The 18,550-nt window shown below is 46.4% G+C and carries 13 protein-coding genes and 1 pseudogene; all 14 read left to right on the top strand.

Translation table 11 applies throughout. From position 1 onward, the window contains the following. Positions 1-9: 9 nt before the first annotated feature. Complete coding sequence (locus tag U2F10_RS35580; protein ID WP_163670265.1) at positions 10-492, top strand: phage tail protein; 483 nt, start codon at positions 10-12, stop codon at positions 490-492. 109 nt (positions 493-601) lie between these two features. After that, positions 602-1,087, top strand: a complete 486-nt coding sequence (locus U2F10_RS35585; protein WP_163671841.1) for a phage tail protein — start codon at positions 602-604, stop codon at positions 1,085-1,087. A 24-nt stretch (positions 1,088-1,111) separates the two neighbouring features. After that, positions 1,112-1,555, top strand: a complete 444-nt coding sequence (locus U2F10_RS35590; protein WP_163670264.1) for a hypothetical protein — start codon at positions 1,112-1,114, stop codon at positions 1,553-1,555. A 15-nt stretch (positions 1,556-1,570) separates the two neighbouring features. Next, complete coding sequence (locus U2F10_RS35595; RefSeq protein ID WP_250565179.1) at positions 1,571-1,846, top strand: hypothetical protein; 276 nt, start codon at positions 1,571-1,573, stop codon at positions 1,844-1,846. A 69-nt stretch (positions 1,847-1,915) separates the two neighbouring features. Beyond that, positions 1,916-2,461, top strand: coding sequence for a phage tail protein (locus U2F10_RS35600; RefSeq protein ID WP_431732038.1), 546 nt, complete (start codon positions 1,916-1,918; stop codon positions 2,459-2,461). Positions 2,462-2,464: 3 nt separating this feature from the next. Beyond that, positions 2,465-8,668: a hypothetical protein gene (locus tag U2F10_RS35605; RefSeq protein ID WP_499874828.1), complete on the top strand. Its 6,204-nt coding sequence runs from the start codon at positions 2,465-2,467 to the stop codon at positions 8,666-8,668. Positions 8,669-8,681: 13 nt separating this feature from the next. Continuing rightward, the gene (locus tag U2F10_RS35610; RefSeq protein WP_163670260.1) at positions 8,682-9,158 is read left to right on the top strand and encodes a CIS tube protein; all 477 of its coding nucleotides are present in this window, start codon (positions 8,682-8,684) and stop codon (positions 9,156-9,158) included. A 205-nt stretch (positions 9,159-9,363) separates the two neighbouring features. Further along, positions 9,364-11,373 (top strand): VgrG-related protein, encoded by a 2,010-nt coding sequence (locus U2F10_RS35615; protein WP_499874829.1) that lies wholly within the window; start codon positions 9,364-9,366, stop codon positions 11,371-11,373. 8 nt (positions 11,374-11,381) lie between these two features. Further along, positions 11,382-11,774: a DUF4280 domain-containing protein gene (locus U2F10_RS35620; RefSeq protein ID WP_163670257.1), complete on the top strand. Its 393-nt coding sequence runs from the start codon at positions 11,382-11,384 to the stop codon at positions 11,772-11,774. A gap of 57 nt (positions 11,775-11,831) precedes the next feature. Beyond that, positions 11,832-13,178 carry a pentapeptide repeat-containing protein gene (locus tag U2F10_RS35625; protein WP_499874830.1) on the top strand — a complete coding sequence of 449 codons (1,347 nt, stop codon included), beginning with the start codon at positions 11,832-11,834 and terminating at the stop codon, positions 13,176-13,178. Between the two features lie 302 nt (positions 13,179-13,480). Continuing rightward, positions 13,481-13,868, top strand: a pseudogene (locus tag U2F10_RS35630) (helix-turn-helix domain-containing protein); the annotation flags it as partial. A gap of 541 nt (positions 13,869-14,409) precedes the next feature. Then, positions 14,410-14,589: a hypothetical protein gene (locus U2F10_RS35635; RefSeq protein ID WP_083876767.1), complete on the top strand. Its 180-nt coding sequence runs from the start codon at positions 14,410-14,412 to the stop codon at positions 14,587-14,589. A gap of 405 nt (positions 14,590-14,994) precedes the next feature. After that, on the top strand, positions 14,995-15,675 hold the full coding sequence (locus U2F10_RS35640; RefSeq protein WP_163670253.1) for a helix-turn-helix domain-containing protein: 681 nt from the start codon (positions 14,995-14,997) through the stop codon (positions 15,673-15,675). A gap of 98 nt (positions 15,676-15,773) precedes the next feature. Further along, the gene (locus U2F10_RS35645) at positions 15,774-18,524 is read left to right on the top strand and encodes an ABC transporter transmembrane domain-containing protein (RefSeq protein ID WP_499874831.1); all 2,751 of its coding nucleotides are present in this window, start codon (positions 15,774-15,776) and stop codon (positions 18,522-18,524) included. Positions 18,525-18,550 lie beyond the last annotated feature (26 nt).

Below are 18,550 nucleotides of genomic sequence, written 5' to 3' on the forward strand. Positions count from 1 at the left end.
GAGGAAATAATGGTTCAATATCTCACTAATTCTAAGTTTTACTTTGAAATTGATGGTGTTACGTCTTTAGCTGTGAAGACCTGTAGTGGTCCAGAGATTGAAATGGAAGTGGCTGGAGGCGATGCGGCCATTGGGGTAACCAAGGATGCTAAAACCCAAACCCAGGCAACCATTGGTGGTGTGAAATACAACGCTACCGTGACATTAACCTATGTGGCAGGTAATGAAGGCGATCAGAAAAAGCTCTCTGATTGGTATAACGATTGCCACCCAGATACCTTCTCGGGAGGTGCTTCTAAAGCGATGGATAGTCGTAAAACGGGCTCTTTGGTGATTTACGATCCTAATGGTAAGGAGGCTATGCGGTATAACTTTATTGATTTGTTCCCAGGCACCAAAAAACAAATTAGCAGTCTGGCGGTGGATAGTGGCGGTAATTTAGCAGAAGATACGTTAGAACTTTATTTTACTCAAGTTGTACGAGCTAAATAAATCTTGTCCACGTCCAGACCTGGAGTTTTGTCGTAGAGGAACCTCAAGGTTTCAACTGGGATGTGGTTTAGGTTGAATAATTACTGAGCTGTTGTTGATCAGGAGATCGATTATGTTTCCTGAGATTTTAACCAAGGCCAAGTTTTATCTAGAGCTAAAGTTAGATGGGAGTGTGGACTCCACGGATGGTTACTTTATGGAATGTTCTGGATTCCAGAGATCGCAAGATGTGATTGAGATCACTGAAGTCACTCCCCAGGTTTGGGGAAAAGATGGTAGCAGCCATGGTCATGTGGTGCGCTCAAAAATTCCAGGTAACAGTTCTTATCCCAACATTACGCTGAAGCGGGGGCTGACGGTGTCCATGGCCTTCTGGGATTGGATGGATACCATTGGCAGGGGTAACTGGAGTAAGCAACGTCGCAATGGGGCCTTATGTATCTATGGTCAGTCGGGACAAGAACAGTTTCGGTTTGAGTTTATGGGGGCCTGGCCCGTCAGCTATAAAATCTCTGATCTAGATGTCAAAGGAGCAGACCACAATATTGAAGAAGTGGAAATTGTGATGGAATCCCTCAAACGGATAAAAGTCTAATTTTGTAAAACTCACATATTTATTATGTCGACGATTCAACTCAGTAACAACAATATGGGTCTGGCCCCACCCAAGACAAAGCCTTCGCTTCAGCCCATAGACCCACCACCGAATCCTATAATAGAGCCACAAGGAGTTCCAGGTGGTCAAGACAGTCCAGTGGGTCTCCAGTCAGGTCCTCAAACTGAATTTTCCTTTGAATTACCCATTGGTTATGTAGATGCCGTGGGCCAATCCCACCGTCGAGGCATTATGCGTTTGGCCCGTACTGTGGATGAAATTGGACCCATGGCCGATCCACGGGTCCGGGCAAATCCCGCCTATGCCACTGTGATTATTCTGGCCCAGGTGATTTTATCCTTAGGTACCTTGCCGGATGTGAGTCCGGTGGTGATTGAAAATATGTTTGCAGGGGACTTAAATTATTTACAAAATTTCTATCGCAAGATAAATCGTCTTGAAGAGTAAAGTAGCGGTGCTCCCATGACTGACCACAACAAAAAATCCATGACTGGGGCTGAAAATGCGACATTTTTACCTCCCGTAGGGCCAGTGTCTAACCCGACTGGTTTTGTGGCTCCAGTCATTTTGCGAAGTGATCAGCCTGCGGAAGTAAAACAAATGATGGCCCGAGTTGCAGCTCAGTTAGCCCATGATCCCATGGCGATGCAGCAGTTTTGCGATCGCGTCTATCAACTACTTTGTGACGATGTGCGAGCACAGTATGAACGAGCCCATAGTTATAGGAGACGCTGTTAGTTTCAACAGTGTTAGTCTCCAAGGTGCGTCCATAATTATCCATTTTATCCTCAACGGGAGGTGATCGCAGTGGCAACCGACAATAAAACTGTCACATCCAATGCCGCGAACTACGTTACCACCAATCGTTTCTACGTTGAAATCGAAAGTAAAATCACCGCCTCGTTTACGGAATGTAGCGGCCTAGGAGTCCAGGTAAAAAAAGAAATGGTCGAAGAGGGTGGCTTAAACGATCAGCAGCGTGTTTTATTAGGTAAGCCAGACTTTTCAGATGTAACTCTGAAGCGCGGTCTCAGTGAGAACAAAATATTTTGGGATTGGCTCAGCGCATTGTTTCAACCCAGAACCGTGGGAACTAATATCAAAGAGCATCGCCGCAACATTAACATTTTAGTATTTAACCAGGCTGGTACCATTCAACAGTGCTGGACCTTGATTGGGGCTGTGCCCATTGGTTGGCAAGCACCGTCGCTCCAAGCCGATGGTAGTGCTGTAGCCATTGAAGAACTGACAATAACCTATGAAGGATTGAATGTTACCTTTGGCAATGGCGGTGGCGGTGCTACCATTCTCTCCAAAGGTCGTTCTGACACTGGCTATTTTGAGAGTAAGTAACCGATGGCAAAGCCTCTGGGTCATTGCTCTCCATTAGGTTTATGTCGTCCCTTAGGGCCGTCTGGAGTGGGGCAACGACGTCCCCTAGGTGCATCGTCCATATCGTTTCTAGATCTTAAAACATTCTACCCCAATGGTTTTCCTACTATAGTACCAGGGGAAATACCTTCAGTTAGTGAGGGAGCCCCTGGTACAATTAGTCAATTGGTATCGCAACCTTCGTCAATACCTGATGTAGGTGTTCAGCCTGAATCGGCATCCCCTCAACTAATAACGGATAATATTGCTGTTAACGCTCCGGTACAGCTATCTCATCCAACTGTATCAGAGAAGAAATCGGATTCAGATACATCATCTTCTGTTCAGGCCAAATCATTTCGAACTGACCTACAGAATTACTTTATGGGACATTCCCAACAGCAATCGCCTACATCACCCAACTCTCCTTATTCCAACAATACGTTATCTGCTGATAATCTTCCATTTATCCCTTCAGAAACAGTGCAACGACAAACACCTGCGGAATTACCTTCTGTAGGTGTCCCACCAGTGAATATTGCCCAGGCAGTGCAAAGCTTACAAAGTTCACAACAATCAGCCTCCACATCTTCCCGTCAGGAAAATATCTCCCTGTCTTCTGACAGCCGAGCTAATTTATCTCCCGATCATGCACAAGAGAATAACCCAGTTAATCTGCCTACCGTTGAGCCTACGACTCAGATATTAGATCCCATTGACAGCTCTGCCCCGATTCAGCGTCAAGATAATACATCGGTAGACAACAACAATGAGCTACCCCTCCTTCAATCAAAACAATTTGGCCAGGCGGGTATAGACTCGTCTAAGTATACGACACAACCGTCTGAGTCCTTCAATACCCATGGGCTGATTCAGCGCCAAAGCCATGCCTCGACAGATAACAACATTCCTAACTCATCTGTCTCTCCATTAGTATCAACTAGTCAGGCTCCTACTAACCCATTAGCGGCTAGGGATGTTGATGGTTGGACTGATGAGTCACCCATCGGTCAACCCAAACAATTTAACCCGACGAATAAAGCTTCATCTTCAGACTTATCTTTTAGTAGCGCATCTCATCTACCGACAGGACAGAATAGTCATCCAGGCACTGCCAACAATCCAGTTATTAACCGAGCTATCGCCGCTGACTTGGGAGAGACAGAGTCAGTAGCAGGATTGCCTGAGATACCCTCTGCTGCATCTGAGACAGAGTCTGATCGGTCTGGTATTCTCCAACGTCAGGAAGACATCTCCCAGCCTTCTGGTATTCCAATTGTTTTATCTCCTGGTCAGGAGCGGATAGATAACCCAGTTAATCTGACTACGGTTGAGCCTACGGATCTAACATTAGATCCCACTGATATCCCTGACTCAATTCAGCATCAGAATAAGACCTCGATAGATAACACCTCTAACTTATCCGTTTATCCATCGGCATCAACTAGTCAGGCCCCTAATGACCCGTTAGTGGGTGTTGTTGATAGTTGTTGGACCCATAAGCCACCAGTACTTCAACCAAAACAATCTAATCAGAGGGCTATAAACCAGCCTTCTGATAGTGCATCTCCTCTACAAACAGGAGAAGATATTTTTGGTCATTCAGCTACTGCTAATCATCCAGTTGTTAACCAAGCTGTCGCTGCAGACTCTGTTTCTGCTGAGTTAACAGAAGTGCCTGGGTTAACTTCTGCTGTATCAGAGACTGGAGCTGACCCCTCTGACATTCTTCAACGTCAGGAAAATATTTCCTCGTCTCCTGCCAGCCAAGCTGCTTTATCTCCCAGTCACGAACGAGAGAATAACCCAGTTAATTTGCCTATGGTTGAGCCTACAATGCATCCATCTGGGGCTATCAATGGCGCTGAATTGGTTCAGCGCCAAAGTAATGTCTCGGTAGACAACAACGCTGCTAACTCATCCGTTTATCCATCTGCATTAATCAGTCACGCTCCTACTAACCCATTGCCGAGTAGAGATGTGGCTGTTGACAGTTGGGCTAACGAATCACCTATACTTCAACCGAAACAATCATCTAACCAGGCAGATTTATATCAGTCTTCTGATAGTACATCTCGTATACCTCCAGGAGAAGATATCTCCGGTCATTCAGTTACTGCTAATAATCCAGTTGTCTATCAAGCTATTGCTGTAAATTCTGCTTCTACTACTGAGTCTGCAGGAGTATCAGAGATAGCCTCTCCTGCATCAGAGACCGGCTCTAATCCGTCTGATATTCTTCATCAACGTCAGGAAGCCATCTCCCAGTCTTCTGATGATGCCTCCCATTTACCTCCAGGACAAGATATTTCTGGTCATCCAGGTACTGCTAATAATCCAGTCGTTAACCGAGCCGTCACGGCAAACTCTGTTTCTACCGAGTTAACAGGAGTGCCTGAGATACTTCCTCCTGTATCTGATACAGGGGCAACCCCATCTGATATTCTTCAACGCCGGGAAGATATCTCCCCGGCGGCGGCATCTGATGATGATGTATCTCACCTGCCGACAGGACAAGACAGTTCTGACCACTCAGTGACGACTAATAATTCAGTCATTAATCGAGCTATCGCCGTAGACTCTGCTTCTAACGAGTTTGCGAGAGTGTCTAAGATACCTTCTCCTGTATCAGAAACGGGCTCTAACCCGTCTGATATTCTTCATCAACGTCAGGAAGCCATCTCCCAGTCTTCTGATGATGCCTCCCATTTACCTTCAGGACAAGATATTTCTGGTCATCCAGGTACTGCTAACAATCCAGTCGTTAACCGAGCCGTCACGGCAAACTCTGTTTCTACCAAGTTAACAGGAGTGCCTGAGATACCTCCTCCTGTATCAGAGACAGGGGCAGCCCCGTCTGATATTCTTCAACGCCGGGAAGATATCTCCCCATCTTCTGGTAGCCCAGCTGCTCTATCTATCAATTGGGAGCAAACAGATAACCTGGCTAATCTACCTGCGGTTGAGCCTCAGACTCAGATATCTGAGCCTATTGTTGGACCTGGCCCGATTCAGTATCGAAACAACACCTCAGTAGACAATAACGTCTCTAGCCCATCAATCCATTCGTCAGCGTCAACCCCTCAGAAACCTACTAACCTGCTATCAACTGAGGATATGGCTGCTGATAGTTGGACCAATGAGCCAACAGTGCTTCAACTCAAACAATCTAACCAGGCAAATATAAACCAGCCTTCTGATAGTGCATCTCGTCTACCGACAAGACAAGATATCTCTGGTAATCCAGGCACTTCTAATCATCCAGCTATTAACCGAGTCATCGCTGCAGACTCTGCTTCTGCCGAATCAGCAGGAGTATCTCAGATACTTCCTCCTGTAGCAGAGACAGATACTAACCAGGCTGATATGCTTCAATGCCAAAAAGGCATCCCCCAGTCTCCTGGTAGCCCAGCTTCTCAATTAATCGAGCGGGAACAAGCAATTAACCTAGCTAATTTACCTACGGTTGAGCCTCAGGCTCAGATATCTGGTCCTATTGCTGGACCTGACCCGATTCAGCGTCAGAATAATACCTCGGTAGATAACAACGTGATTCACTCCTCCTCGCCACAATCACCACTTGTTTCCCAAAAAGTGCAACCTTTAGAAGGGGGTGAACCGCTTCAATTAGCTGAAGAGAACACATTAACTTCTGAAATCCCCAGTTTTCGAATTCAGCGTCAACCATTACTCAACCTTGAGGCAGATATTGCCAAATCTAAAGAAGTATCAGGCTCGACTACACAGGCAGTTTCATTAGAGCAAGCTCAGCTATCTCTGACTCAGCTAACACGGTTTGTCCCCGGTTCTGATGGTCGGCAATTGTCATTTGATAATGTTCACGTAGCAACTGAGCCATCGCACTCATCTTCCAGTGCTCCAGTTGAACAAACTTCGCAAGCTATTCCTCATCCTTCGGCAGAGTCAGCTCAGAAGATTATTCCGCCATCAACTTTGTCTCCCACTTCTTCAGAGCCGATTCAGCGCAAATCCCAAGAGGTTTTGAGGCTACCAGTAGCAGAGTCAGATCCACCGACTATAGCGGATCATCTTAAACAGACGGTGCGATCAAAAACCTCTGCTACGATAGATTCGGGTCAGGCGACTACTTTATCAATGGCAGATGCCCATGCATCTACGGAACCAATTCAATGCTCTGAAATACCTGAACAGGTATCCATAGAGATAGATCATCCAGTAACACAGCCATTGATACCCACCGAAGAGATAATACACCAGTGCAAGGTGACCGAACCTCAAATTCAGTCCGGTATAGTATCAGACACACCTAAATCATCTGAATCTCCTAAATGCGCTGAGCCTAAACAACCCTCTGGAATGCAGGTCTCTGAAACACTTTCTAACGCCCAGCAGTTGCTCCCGCCAGGGTCCCCTGCCATCGTTCAACGTGTTGCTGCTGCTACTACCCAGCCTTCTAACTTCCACCATCCACACAGCAGTCCAGTCAATGAGGTGGCACCATCTCGTTCTCTGCAACGTACGCCTCACTCACGCCATCAATCAGCTGCTCCTGAGGGAAATTCATCTCCTACGCCAGCTTCTAATTTCTTGCCTGCAGAACCAGGACAATCTATTCAACCACTGACTCCCTCAACTGCTAAATCTATACAACTTAAGTCTGGTTCGGTAGTAGATAATGCTGTTGATCTGATGATCGACCCAATCGCCTATGTTTCAAACACTAACAGCCATACGATTAATACGATTTCCCCTAGCCATATCGATAAGACTGAACAACAATCGGATAACCTCTCACAAGTGGCAGTGATACAGCACTCTGTAGCTGATAGTTCTGAGTTACAGAAAACTAATATTAATCCTAGAACGCAAATTTCTAAAACGCTGCAGAGCAAGGTTAATGGTGAGGTTATTCAATCAAAACAGGATGGTGCGATCGCACCCACAACAAATCTTTCTTCCCCTATCTCTACCCCGTCTCCTCCCCCTACTCTCCAAGCCAAACCCTCAACTGAACAAACTGTTAAGAAGGTAGCCCATCAATTAGCAACTCCATCGACCCCTCCTGGGAAACCCAATAGCCAGAGCCAGTCAGGGGCTATCCTTGTTAACACCTCCCAGGTCACACCATTATTGACGGTACTCAAACCGCTGGGTGTATTACGTCCTCTTCGCTTCGTGGTGCAACCCAGGGCAAAATCAGAATCAGTGACTCACTTATCTCAGGCTCATCAGATATCAATTCAACGGGTAAGGGATAGGGATACTCGTATGGATGCTGGTCAAACGCTGCCGCTCAATATGCTTAAGTCGATTGGTGTGCTACGTTCTCTGCCGTCTTTGGAGACGCGATTGCAGGCCCCCACGTTCCAGTGTGAAACTCAACGATCCCAAAGCAATCATGACCAGAACAATCATGTTCAGAACATTGATGGCAGTATTCTCAGCGCTTGGTCGAGTCTAGAAAACTTAGTAACACAGTTAACACCTGCGTTACCTGATGCCCCAGCGTTGATCCAATCGTCACCCCAAAGTTCAGCTCAAAGTTCAACTCAAACTCCAGGTCAAGCTCCAGGTCAAACTTCTGATGGATCGTCTATCCAGTCTCTAGATCGCCACACTATTCAACGACAGACAGTTAATCAAATACCTGCCCAGGTAAACAATCACACCATTCAACGTCAAATAGATGGTCAAACCCCAGCACAGCTCACAGAATCCACACTGCCCAATGCCTGGTCTAATATTGAAGATCTTGTCACCCATTTTCATCCTACGTCTAACGCGGATATATCCGCCAAAGACTTAAATCCTCAAGCAGTCTCGCATCTTTCAAACACAAAGGATAAGGTTGCCTCTCCGATCCCTGATTCGGCGATCGCATCAACCGCGTCTAGCGATCGCACCATAGCATCTGAGTACCTTACCAATAAAATGGCTGGTTCTGTTCAACGTAAACTAGATTCATCACCAACACATTTATCATCAGCTGCATTCGCATCAACATCACCTACAAATATTATCCAAACAGCCCAAGATCTACCCACGGTCACCATCCGTAGTTCATCAGACACTAGTCAACTGGAGACAGATAATTATATTCGGAACTATAGTCAGTATCTAGAGTTACTCGCTCAAGAAGTCTATAGCGTTTTACGACAACGCCTTTGCCTGGAACAAGAGCGCCGAGGGCCCAAATATCCGCGATGAGTTTTATTAACTGATGAGTACATTTGTAAAAGCCAAATTAATTGCCCAAGGGGGTGGCAACAATATTGAATTTATGTTTAACCCAACGGAGTTAAGCTTCAGTCGCAGTCTTCGCCTCAATAGCCCTGGTGGGGCGCGTACTGACGAGGGATTGCCCAAGGTGAGTTTTGGTTCGCCTGAGCCCTATAGTCTTAACGTCTCTGGTCTGGTTTTTGATACCTATGAAACCGGTGAAAATGTGATCGATAAATATGTCGAAAATTTTCGACAGGCAGTTGAATTTATGGATAGCCAGGAGCGTCCTCCCATCTATCTCTTAACCTGGGGCAAGCAAGAATATTTACGCTGTTTTGTGGAGTCGTTATCCTATAAGCTCACCATGTTCTTAGCCGATGGGACACCTGTTCGCGCCACCGTGGATATTACCCTCAAAGAGGTCGGAGAAGTTAGTGGCACTGGTAATACGGGAACACCGGGGCGACCAACATGAGGAAGCTACGGGAATCTGCAATATTAGGTTCTGTATATTTTTGAACCACACCCAAGTTGAATCCTGGAACTCTTACCAGAAAAACTACAATTCTGGACGTGGACAAGGTTTATTTATACTAATGTGAATCTATCTCACTCAACGTGTCCGCTGATAACGACCACCTTTAAAATGAAGTATTCTCCGTAGAGATAATGCTGCTATTATGCCCGCATCCTCTTTTATCGCCCAACCTACGCTCAAAATTGACGGATCAACGGCGTCATCTGAATTAATGGACGACATCCTCCAAATTGTTGTGGAGGAGAGCTTGCATTTGCCAGGCATGTTTACCCTTGTCATCCGGAATGACTATTATGGTGGTGCTGCCAATTATGAAGTCTGGAAACATGAGAAACTCTTTGAAATTGGCAAATCCATAGAAATTGGGTTTGCCTCTAGTACGACAGAGTCCGATGATTTTGATGATGAGAACAAAGGTAATGTGATTAAGGGCGAAATTACAGCGATTGAAACCCATTTCACCAGTGAGGCCCAAGCGCCCATCATTGTGCGCGGTTATGATACCTCCCATTGGTTACATCGCGGTCGTCACAATCGCTCATTCCAGAATAAAACAGATTCTGACATTGTTAAATCTATTGCGTCGGAAGTGGGCATTTCAGTCGGGACTGTAGATACTACGGGCGGTCCCTATGGTTATGGTGACATTGGTGGGGCCAGTGGCTATGTGTTTCAACAAAACCAGACCAATATGGAGTTTTTGCGGGAGCGGGCGGCCCGCAATGGATTTGAACTATTTGTGCAGGATGGGAAACTATATTTTCGTAAACCTAAAAAAGATAGCACCCTAGAATTGGAGTGGTTGAAAAACGTCCACAGTTTTCGCGTCCGCGTCAGCAGTGCGGAACAAATGAAAAGTGTGGAGGTGCGAGGGTGGGACTATAGTCGTAAGGAAGTGATTGCGGAAAGTATTAGCTCCGCCCAAAAGGTCTTAACAGAAACAGATAGCGGTGCGGGTAGTACAACCGTCAGTAGCTTTAATGGACAGCCCAGCACTCCCACCCTAATTATGGTGGACCAACCGATCTCTCAATCCAAAGAGGCCAAGACCATGGCCCAGGCCCTATTTGATGAACTGGGGGGAGAGTTTGTCCAGGCCGATGCGCGGGCGGAAGGTAACCCCTTGATCCGTCCGGGGCGAGTGGTTAAGTTGACCGGAATGGGTAAGTATAGCGGGAGCTATTATGTCACAGAAACCCGTCAACTTTTCCATGAACGGATCTATACAACAGAGTTTGCGGTTAGGGGGCTGCGGGGTGGTGATTTGCTCCAAACCCTGGAAGCCAGAAATACGTTACAGCCAGGGCAAACCCACATGGTGGGCATTGTTGCCGACAATAATGATCCGAAGGGATGGGGACGGGTGCGCGTTAAGCTACCCACGTTAACCGAGGACCATATGAGTAACTGGGCGCGGGTGGTATCAGCAGGGGTGGGACCATCACGGGGGGTGGATTGGTTGCCGGAAATTAATGATGAGGTATTGGTAGCCTTTGAACATGGCGATATTCATCGGCCTTTTGTGTTGGGCGGAATCTGGAATGGCAAAGATGCCCCTCCAGAAAAGACAGAGGATGTTGTTGCCGGAGGCAAGGTGCGGTTACGGACATTCAAAACCCGTTTGGGACACACATTACAGTTTGTCGAAGAGGATAAGGGGGATAGTAAAAAAGGAGTTTACTTAACCACGGTCGATAATCATTTGCTGCATTTTAATGATACAGATAAGTACATTGAGCTCAAGACGAAAGATAGCCATCAGCTGAAGTTGGATGATAAAAACAAAAAAATCGATCTAAAAACCAAAGGTGGTCATCAAATCACCATGGATGACAGTGGTAAGAATGTGAATATTATCTCCACTGGCAGTCTCAATGCTAAATCGGGAACCGGTGGCAACAGTGAAAAGATCAATATTAATGGTGGTGAGATTACCCTCACGGGCGCAACTAAAATTACCCTGAAGGTGGGTAGCAATAAAATTGTTCTCAGTAGTTCAGGAATCGATATTACGGGTACGCAACTGAATATGAAGGCCAATGCGAGTGCCAAGCTACAGGGAGCGATGGTGGATGTTAAAGGTCAGGGGAGTGTCAATGTGCAGAGTACCGGTATGACTAAGGTGGCGGGCAGTATCTTGAAGCTAAATTAAGGTGAATTATGGGAATGCAAGTTGTGGCGGGGGCAATGCTCCAATGTCCGTTTGGTGTCGCTCCAAGTACGCTTAATGTGATTCCCAAGGGACCACCTGCATTTGCATCGGGGCCTTTCGCTGCAACGATTATGGACTTTGTCCCGATTGCAAATGTTATGCCCTTTGGAATGTGTACGTCGTTGGCGAACCCGACGGTAGCCACTGCCACTGCGGCCGCCTTAGGAGTGTTGACGCCCATGCCCTGTATTCCTGTGATTCCGGCACCGTGGGCACCGGGGTCACCAACGGTATTGATTGGCACATTCCCGGCACTGAATGATAGTTCGAAATGTATGTGTACCTGGGGTGGGGTGATTTCGATTATCAACCCTGGCCAGTTTACCGTACAGATTCCTTAACAGACTTTTGGAACCTGTCCACATCGTTTATTCTCTCCTGTTGCCCCCTTTCAACCAATGATCACACCCTGTTCCAAGCCCACATTTGTTTTGCCTATCGTTGTTTTACTACTGATGCCTTCACCAGCTAAGGCATTTAGCGCTAACGATTTGGAGGCCCTGCGCGAACTACGACAGTGTAGACGATGTAATCTAGAAGCAGTCAATTTGGCCCATGCCTATCTACAACAGGCAAACCTGAGTCGGGCCAATCTGCAAAATGCCAATCTCAACACGGCGGATCTGCGGGGAGCTTTTTTACATAATGCAGACCTCCGTAATGCAGACCTCCGTAATGCGGATTTGCGGGGAGCCAATCTACAAAATGCCAGGCTAGAAGGAGCACAGCTAGCAGATCTTCGTATTGATGACCAGACCATGCTATCGGCTAAGTGGCGGTTGGTGTATGACTTAGTTACCCATGGCTACAATGGTCAAGACCTGACGGGCGTGGACCTGAGTGGGGCCAATTTAGATGGTGTTGATCTGCGCAATGCGGATTTAACCAATGCTAATCTGACCGAAGCTATCTTAGCGGGGGCTGATTTACGCCACAGTAGTCTGGAGGGATCTGTCTCCACCGAGGCTGATTTGTTCATTGCCGATTTGCGACAAACAAACCTACGAGATGTAAATTTCGAGGATGCTAGTCTCCGTGCCGCTGACCTGCGGGAGGCTACTTTAACCTCTACCAATTTTCGGAATGCAGATCTGGCTCTTGCTTATTTGCATGCAGCTCAGTTGGATACAGCGGACCTCCGTCGTTCCAATCTTTCGGCTGCCATATTAACAGACACTAACCTGCAGGGGAGAGATTTAGAAGGAGCCAATTTGTTTGCAGCTGATATCAGGGGTGCGAATCTCTCCGATACTAATTTTGAGGATGCACAGCTGATCGGTGCGAATCTCGCCAATGCCACCCTGACCGAAGCATCTCTCGACGGTGCCACCATTGAGGGTGTGACCTTGCGGGGTCTCAGTTTACAGTCCGTTGACCTGAGTCGTCAGAATTTACGAGGCGTTGACTTTTCAGGTTCGGATCTCAGTCATAGTAATCTGAGTGACTCTGATTTGAGAGATGCCAATCTCAGTGGTGCGGTTCTCACCAACAGTCTTTTGATTGGGGCCAAGCTGATAAGAACAAATTTGAGTGGTGCTGATCTTACAAAGGCTAACCTGAGTAAGGGAGATTTTCGGGAAGCTAATTTTGAAAATGCGACGTTGACAGACACTAATTTTAGCGGCGCAGACTTACGGGGGGCCAACCTTGAGGGTGCATCGTTAGGGGGCATTCAATTTAGTGATGCCACCAACCTCTGTGGAGCGATCTTGCCTGATGGGACAACTTTTACATGCAGTCAGTAAGTTGGAAACTAGTGGATAGGTTTCTGCTAAGGCCAACGGATAGACAAGAATATTGGCTAAATAGTCGCCTCAGGGGAGCAACAGAGCAACAGCAATAATCTCTGTATCATCGGTTTCAAAATCCTGAAACATGCAACGTAACTGGTTTGATTAGAAGACGTTTTCAATGGCTTTTAGGTTTTGTTATGGGCTTAAAAAAAGCTCTTCCGGAACTGCCGTGGTCGACTACTATATCTAGCGTTACGGATGAGAGCATGACACCTGTGGGATGATTGAGGTGGTCGATTCCATGGAGGCTAGCTATGGATAACTCTATTCGTATCCCTCTTGACCTACCGGACGTTCGTGTCCTAGATCTTTCCAAGACTGACCAGGGTGCTTGGCTAATGTCATCAATGTGGCCGACAGATCAGGCACTCTCATGGCTTTGAACCTGCCATCCAGCTACGTTACCTCCCCTTGTTTGAAACGCCTGTTTTTATTGAATTTTGCCCTAAGCGCTACCGCTGCCCACTCTGCGAGAGGAAGCCCACTACCACCGAACGACTGAGTTGGCATGAGTTACGGAGTCCCAACGCCAAGCCTTATGAACAGTGGCTAGTTCGGATGCTAATCAACTCGACGGTTGCAGACGTAGCTAGAAAGCTGAATATCAGTGAAGAGGCCGTCGCTGGTGTTCTGAAGCGTTATCGCGACTACCCAAGCCATACGATTTGGAAGGTTAGGTCGTTCGACTATTTAAGATAATAGGTGGACCGTCGCAGGAAAAGCACCGATGCATTGTCCGTTGGTTGGGATTGGGTCTATGTTAAAAGGCTTTCTGAAGGACTATCGCGAGGCCTTACAGGTTATTTTTCTCTGCTCATAACCTTCCAAGTCGTGTCCCATACATGTGGAGAATGTCATCTGGCATTCATCGATGGTGAAAAAGTACATCTACATCACATTGATGGTGACCGGAATAATTGGGCGATAAACAACTGTTTAGCCGTCCATGAATCTTGTCACGATTATATCCATATGGGCAAACGCTAATTCTCTCCTCAAACGGCTGGAATTATCTCAGGTAGTCGGGAGCCGGATGCGGTGAAAGTCGCACGTCCGGATCTAAGTGGGAGGGGCGAAGTGGTAACACTTCCTCCGACCCAACCTAAAAATAGTATGCTGAATTTGAGCTATCATGTCCCTTGAAATCAGAGCGTTTTGGCGGTTACTCGATTTTTGAAGGTGGATGGCGCGACGGATTAATCAAAAATGTGTGGCCTGTGCTCAGATGAGTGTGGCAAAGTCAAGGCAGCTCCATGGGGAGTCTGGCGATGGTTGCTGGGTGGAAAAGCGGTGTCATCGACGGCTGAAATGCCCCCATAATTTTGGGGGGCACTACAGTATTTATTTCGAAGCCTTGACGTAGTGGATTGTAATGTCTTGCTCTCAAATAGAACGTATAGCCACTGACTTAGCTTTACCCAAGTTGCTATAAGTGGCTGAATTTGGTTTAAGTAGGGCATTAGAGTGTCGAGTGATCGCTAAGGTTTTGGACTTGGTCAAGTGCTTGTTACTGAAGCTGGGCGGTCTCGCTGGTAGGGCAATGGCTCGGCATAATCCAGCAGTTATATCGCTTTTATGTAACGACTTAGTCCTTGGTCCGACTGGGTTTGCTATACCTCTTAATGTATTAAGTCGAGCTTAGTTTCATACTCATCTAAAAAAGTTGTATCACTCTGCATAATCTCTAGAAACTCCCCTGATAGGTCAATAGACGCTTACTAATGACTTCCGTAAGGACATTGATTTTTTCTCTGCTGGAGGAGTTCCCATGAAATTTAATCAAACTCAAATAGAGATTACTTCTACGCTTAAATCTGACTCAACATTCGGTCAAAGTAAAACAATTTCGACGGAGCCTACTTCGCAATATCTTTCTACCTTTCAGCGCAAACTTTTAGAAAAACGTCTGAAAAAAGGCGATTTGTCAACGCTGTGGTGCAAGCGTATTCAAATTATGTTGCTCGCTGATCAGGGTAAATCTCAAACAGAGATTTGTCAGCTACTTGGTTGCTGTCATGCGACAGCACGACACTGGATTTTGATTGCACAATCAGGTCAGGCCCATACCTGCTGTGATAACACTCTAGGGCGACCCAAGATTGTTCATGATGAATATCTCAATCGCCTGAAAGAACTGGTCGAACATAGCCCTCGCGATCACGGGTATGTCTTTCGTCGCTGGACTGCAGGTTGGCTAAGCAAACACCTGGAGAAAGAATACAACATTCGAGTTAGCGATCGCCATATCAATCGATTACTCAAGCAAATGGGATTATCCACACGGCCTCAGTCTTTGTCTAAGACTGACTGTACAACGTCTAAGGATATATCAGCTGCTCAGGCATCAGAACTAAAAGCTCGTGCAAAAAAAATTGCGATTCACGATTTGCAACCAGCTTCTAATCTCGAATCTGGGCTCTATCAACTAAGCTATGTGGCTCAGAGCTAGATTTTACAAGTTTAGTTTCTAGATGAATTTGGCTGCTTCTATCAATCGCACGCGCAAACAACCCCATTTAGATCCGTTGAACAAGAGGTCAAATATCGATGGCGCAGAATCTCGTAGCGTTTTCTCTCTCCTGTCAGACACTCAGTCATCTCTTTAGGATAGCTATTTCAGAAGCTCAACTACAAGCGTGTCTGAAACAGACTCAGAAAACTCAGCCAAAGGTTGGCGCTTTCTGGCATAGTCAGCAGGATAAGCCTGGACTTTACATTGTTTTTTCTGGGAAAATTCGTCTCCTCAATGAAGCAGGACAATTGGTAGAGACCATTGGTCCTGGTGGTGCCTTTGGTGACTGTACTCTGTTTCCGGCGGATGGTGAGTTTCTAACTTATTCTGCGCGGGCTTCCCTAGGGGTGGAAGTTGGCTTTCTGCCTCAGTCCTGGATAGATGATCTGATGTTCCACTTTCCTGAGGTCCGTCAACACTTGTTAAATCGGGCAAGAATACATAATGCCCGACTAGAATCTGATATTTCCTTAAGGGGCAATCGTGAAACTAGCAGCGAAGCTGCCAGCAAGGTTGCTAGAAAGTCTGTCAGTAGCCTTGCCCCTATAAAGTCAATTCCTAACGCCAGTCGGGTACGCAAAGCATTCTTTCCTACACCTAACCAACGGGTTGGGCACCTTTTTCAGCGTATAATTCGGCGCTATCCTTTCTATGGGCAGCAAAGTGCTTCCGACTGTGGGGCTGCTTGTCTGTCTATGGTGGCTCGTTACTGGGGCAAACGATTCAGCATCAATCGTCTGCGCGATATTGCCAATGTTGATCGTAATGGGGCTTCACTGCGTGGCCTGTCTACTGCAGCTGAAAGTGTTGGCTTCAATAGCCGTCCCATAAAGGCAAGTTTGGATCAGCTCGCCAAGCAGCCGCTACCGGCTATTGTTCATTGGGAAGGTAAGCACTACATCGTGGTGTACGAAATCACACCTAAGCATGTGATTGTGGCTGATCCAGCAATCGGCCAGCGCACCCTTACCGTGAAAGATTTCAAGGCTGGTTGGACTGGTTACGCTCTGCTATTAACGCCAACAGCGCTCTTTCGGGAAACTCTAGAAAGCACCACTCCATTCTGGCAGTTCTTTGAGTTGTTGAAGCCTCACGGGGTGGTAATGTTAGAGATTCTGATTACCTCTCTCTGCATCCAGTTGTTGGGACTCATTACACCGCTGTTTACCCAACTTATCCTTGATCGGGTAGTGGTGCAACGCTCAGAATTAACCCTGGTGGCAGTGGGACTAGGATTAATCATTTTTGGTCTGTTTCGGGTTGCTATGACAGGGCTCAGACAGTACCTACTTGACCATACAGCGAATCGAATTGATCTGGCCTTAATCGTCGGATTTATTCGTCATACTCTACGGCTGCCATTGGGCTTTTTTGAATCGCGCTATGTTGGCGATATTATTGCTAGAGTCCAGGAAAATCGTAAAATTGAACGTTTTTTGACGGGTGAGTCTTTATCTATCTTGCTTGATCTGTTGACAGTATTTGTCTACATCGGGCTTATGTTTTGGTATAGCTGGAAAATGGCTTTGCTAGCCCTGGTGATTATTCCACCATTCTTTTTATTAGCACTGCTGGCCACACCTTTTCTGAGACGAATTTCACGAGAGGTGTTTAATGCCTATGCCAGTGAAAATAGCTATTTGATTGAGACTCTCTCTGGCGTTAGAACCGTTAAAGCAATGGCTGTCGAGCAAACAGTTCGTTGGCATTGGGAAGAGTTACTAAATCAGGAAATTAAAAAAGGATTTTCCAGCCAAATTATTGGCAATCGTTTACAAATTGTTAGTCATACTATCGAAACGCTGGCAACTACTGGCCTACTTTGGTTTGGGGCCTGGCTAGTGATTCAAAATGAGTTGACTATTGGCCAGTTGGTAGCCTTTAACATGCTTCTCGGCAATGTTATTAGTCCTTTTCAACGTTTAACAGTCCTTTGGAATCAATTCCAGGAGGTTGCTATTGCTGTAGAGCGCATTAATGATGTTCTCGATGCTGAGCCAGAGGAAAATTGGCTCACTGAAGTGCGACAGGGCTTGCCCTTGATTAACGGTAAAATTCGCTTTGATCAGGTGACTTTTCGCTACCATCCTGACAGTGACATTAACGTACTCGAAAATCTGAGTTTTGAGGTGCAACCAGGACAAATGGTAGCTCTGGTGGGCCGCAGTGGCTCAGGTAAAACTACGATTTCTAAATTACTGCTAGGACTATATCCTCCTACGGATGGCAAAATTTTGGTGGATGGCTATGACCTATCGACTCTAGCCATGCAGTCGTTTCGTCAACAAGTTGGGGTCGTCGATCAAGATACTTTTCTTTTTGGCAGCACAATTCGCGAAAATATTAGCCTGGGCCATCCCAGTATGTCCCTTGAATCAATTGTGGAAGCAGCTACTTTGGCTGGAGCCGATGAGTTTATTCGCAGATTACCCATGGGCTATGAGACTCAAATTGGTGAAGGTGGTGGCATGTTATCAGGCGGACAGCGACAGCGACTGGCCATCGCTCGGGCACTCCTGGGCAACCCAAAATTGTTAATTTTGGATGAGGCAACTTCTCACCTGGATGCAGAATCAGAGCGTATTATTCAACAAAACTTAAATCAAATTATCAAAGACAGAACAACACTGGTAATTGCTCATCGATTATCGACTATTCGTAATGCCGATCTGATTCTGGTATTAGATCGCGGGATTTTAGTAGAGTCAGGGAATCATGAAGCCCTGATGGCTCGTCGAGGTCATTACTACTACCTCAATCAACAACAATTAGCCACCTTGAATTGAGCCATTGCTTGACATGAAGTGTTGTC

It is taken from the genome of Leptothoe sp. EHU-05/26/07-4, from assembly GCF_043421015.1.
Classification (GTDB): Bacteria; Cyanobacteriota; Cyanobacteriia; order Phormidesmidales; family Phormidesmidaceae; genus Leptothoe; species Leptothoe turfae.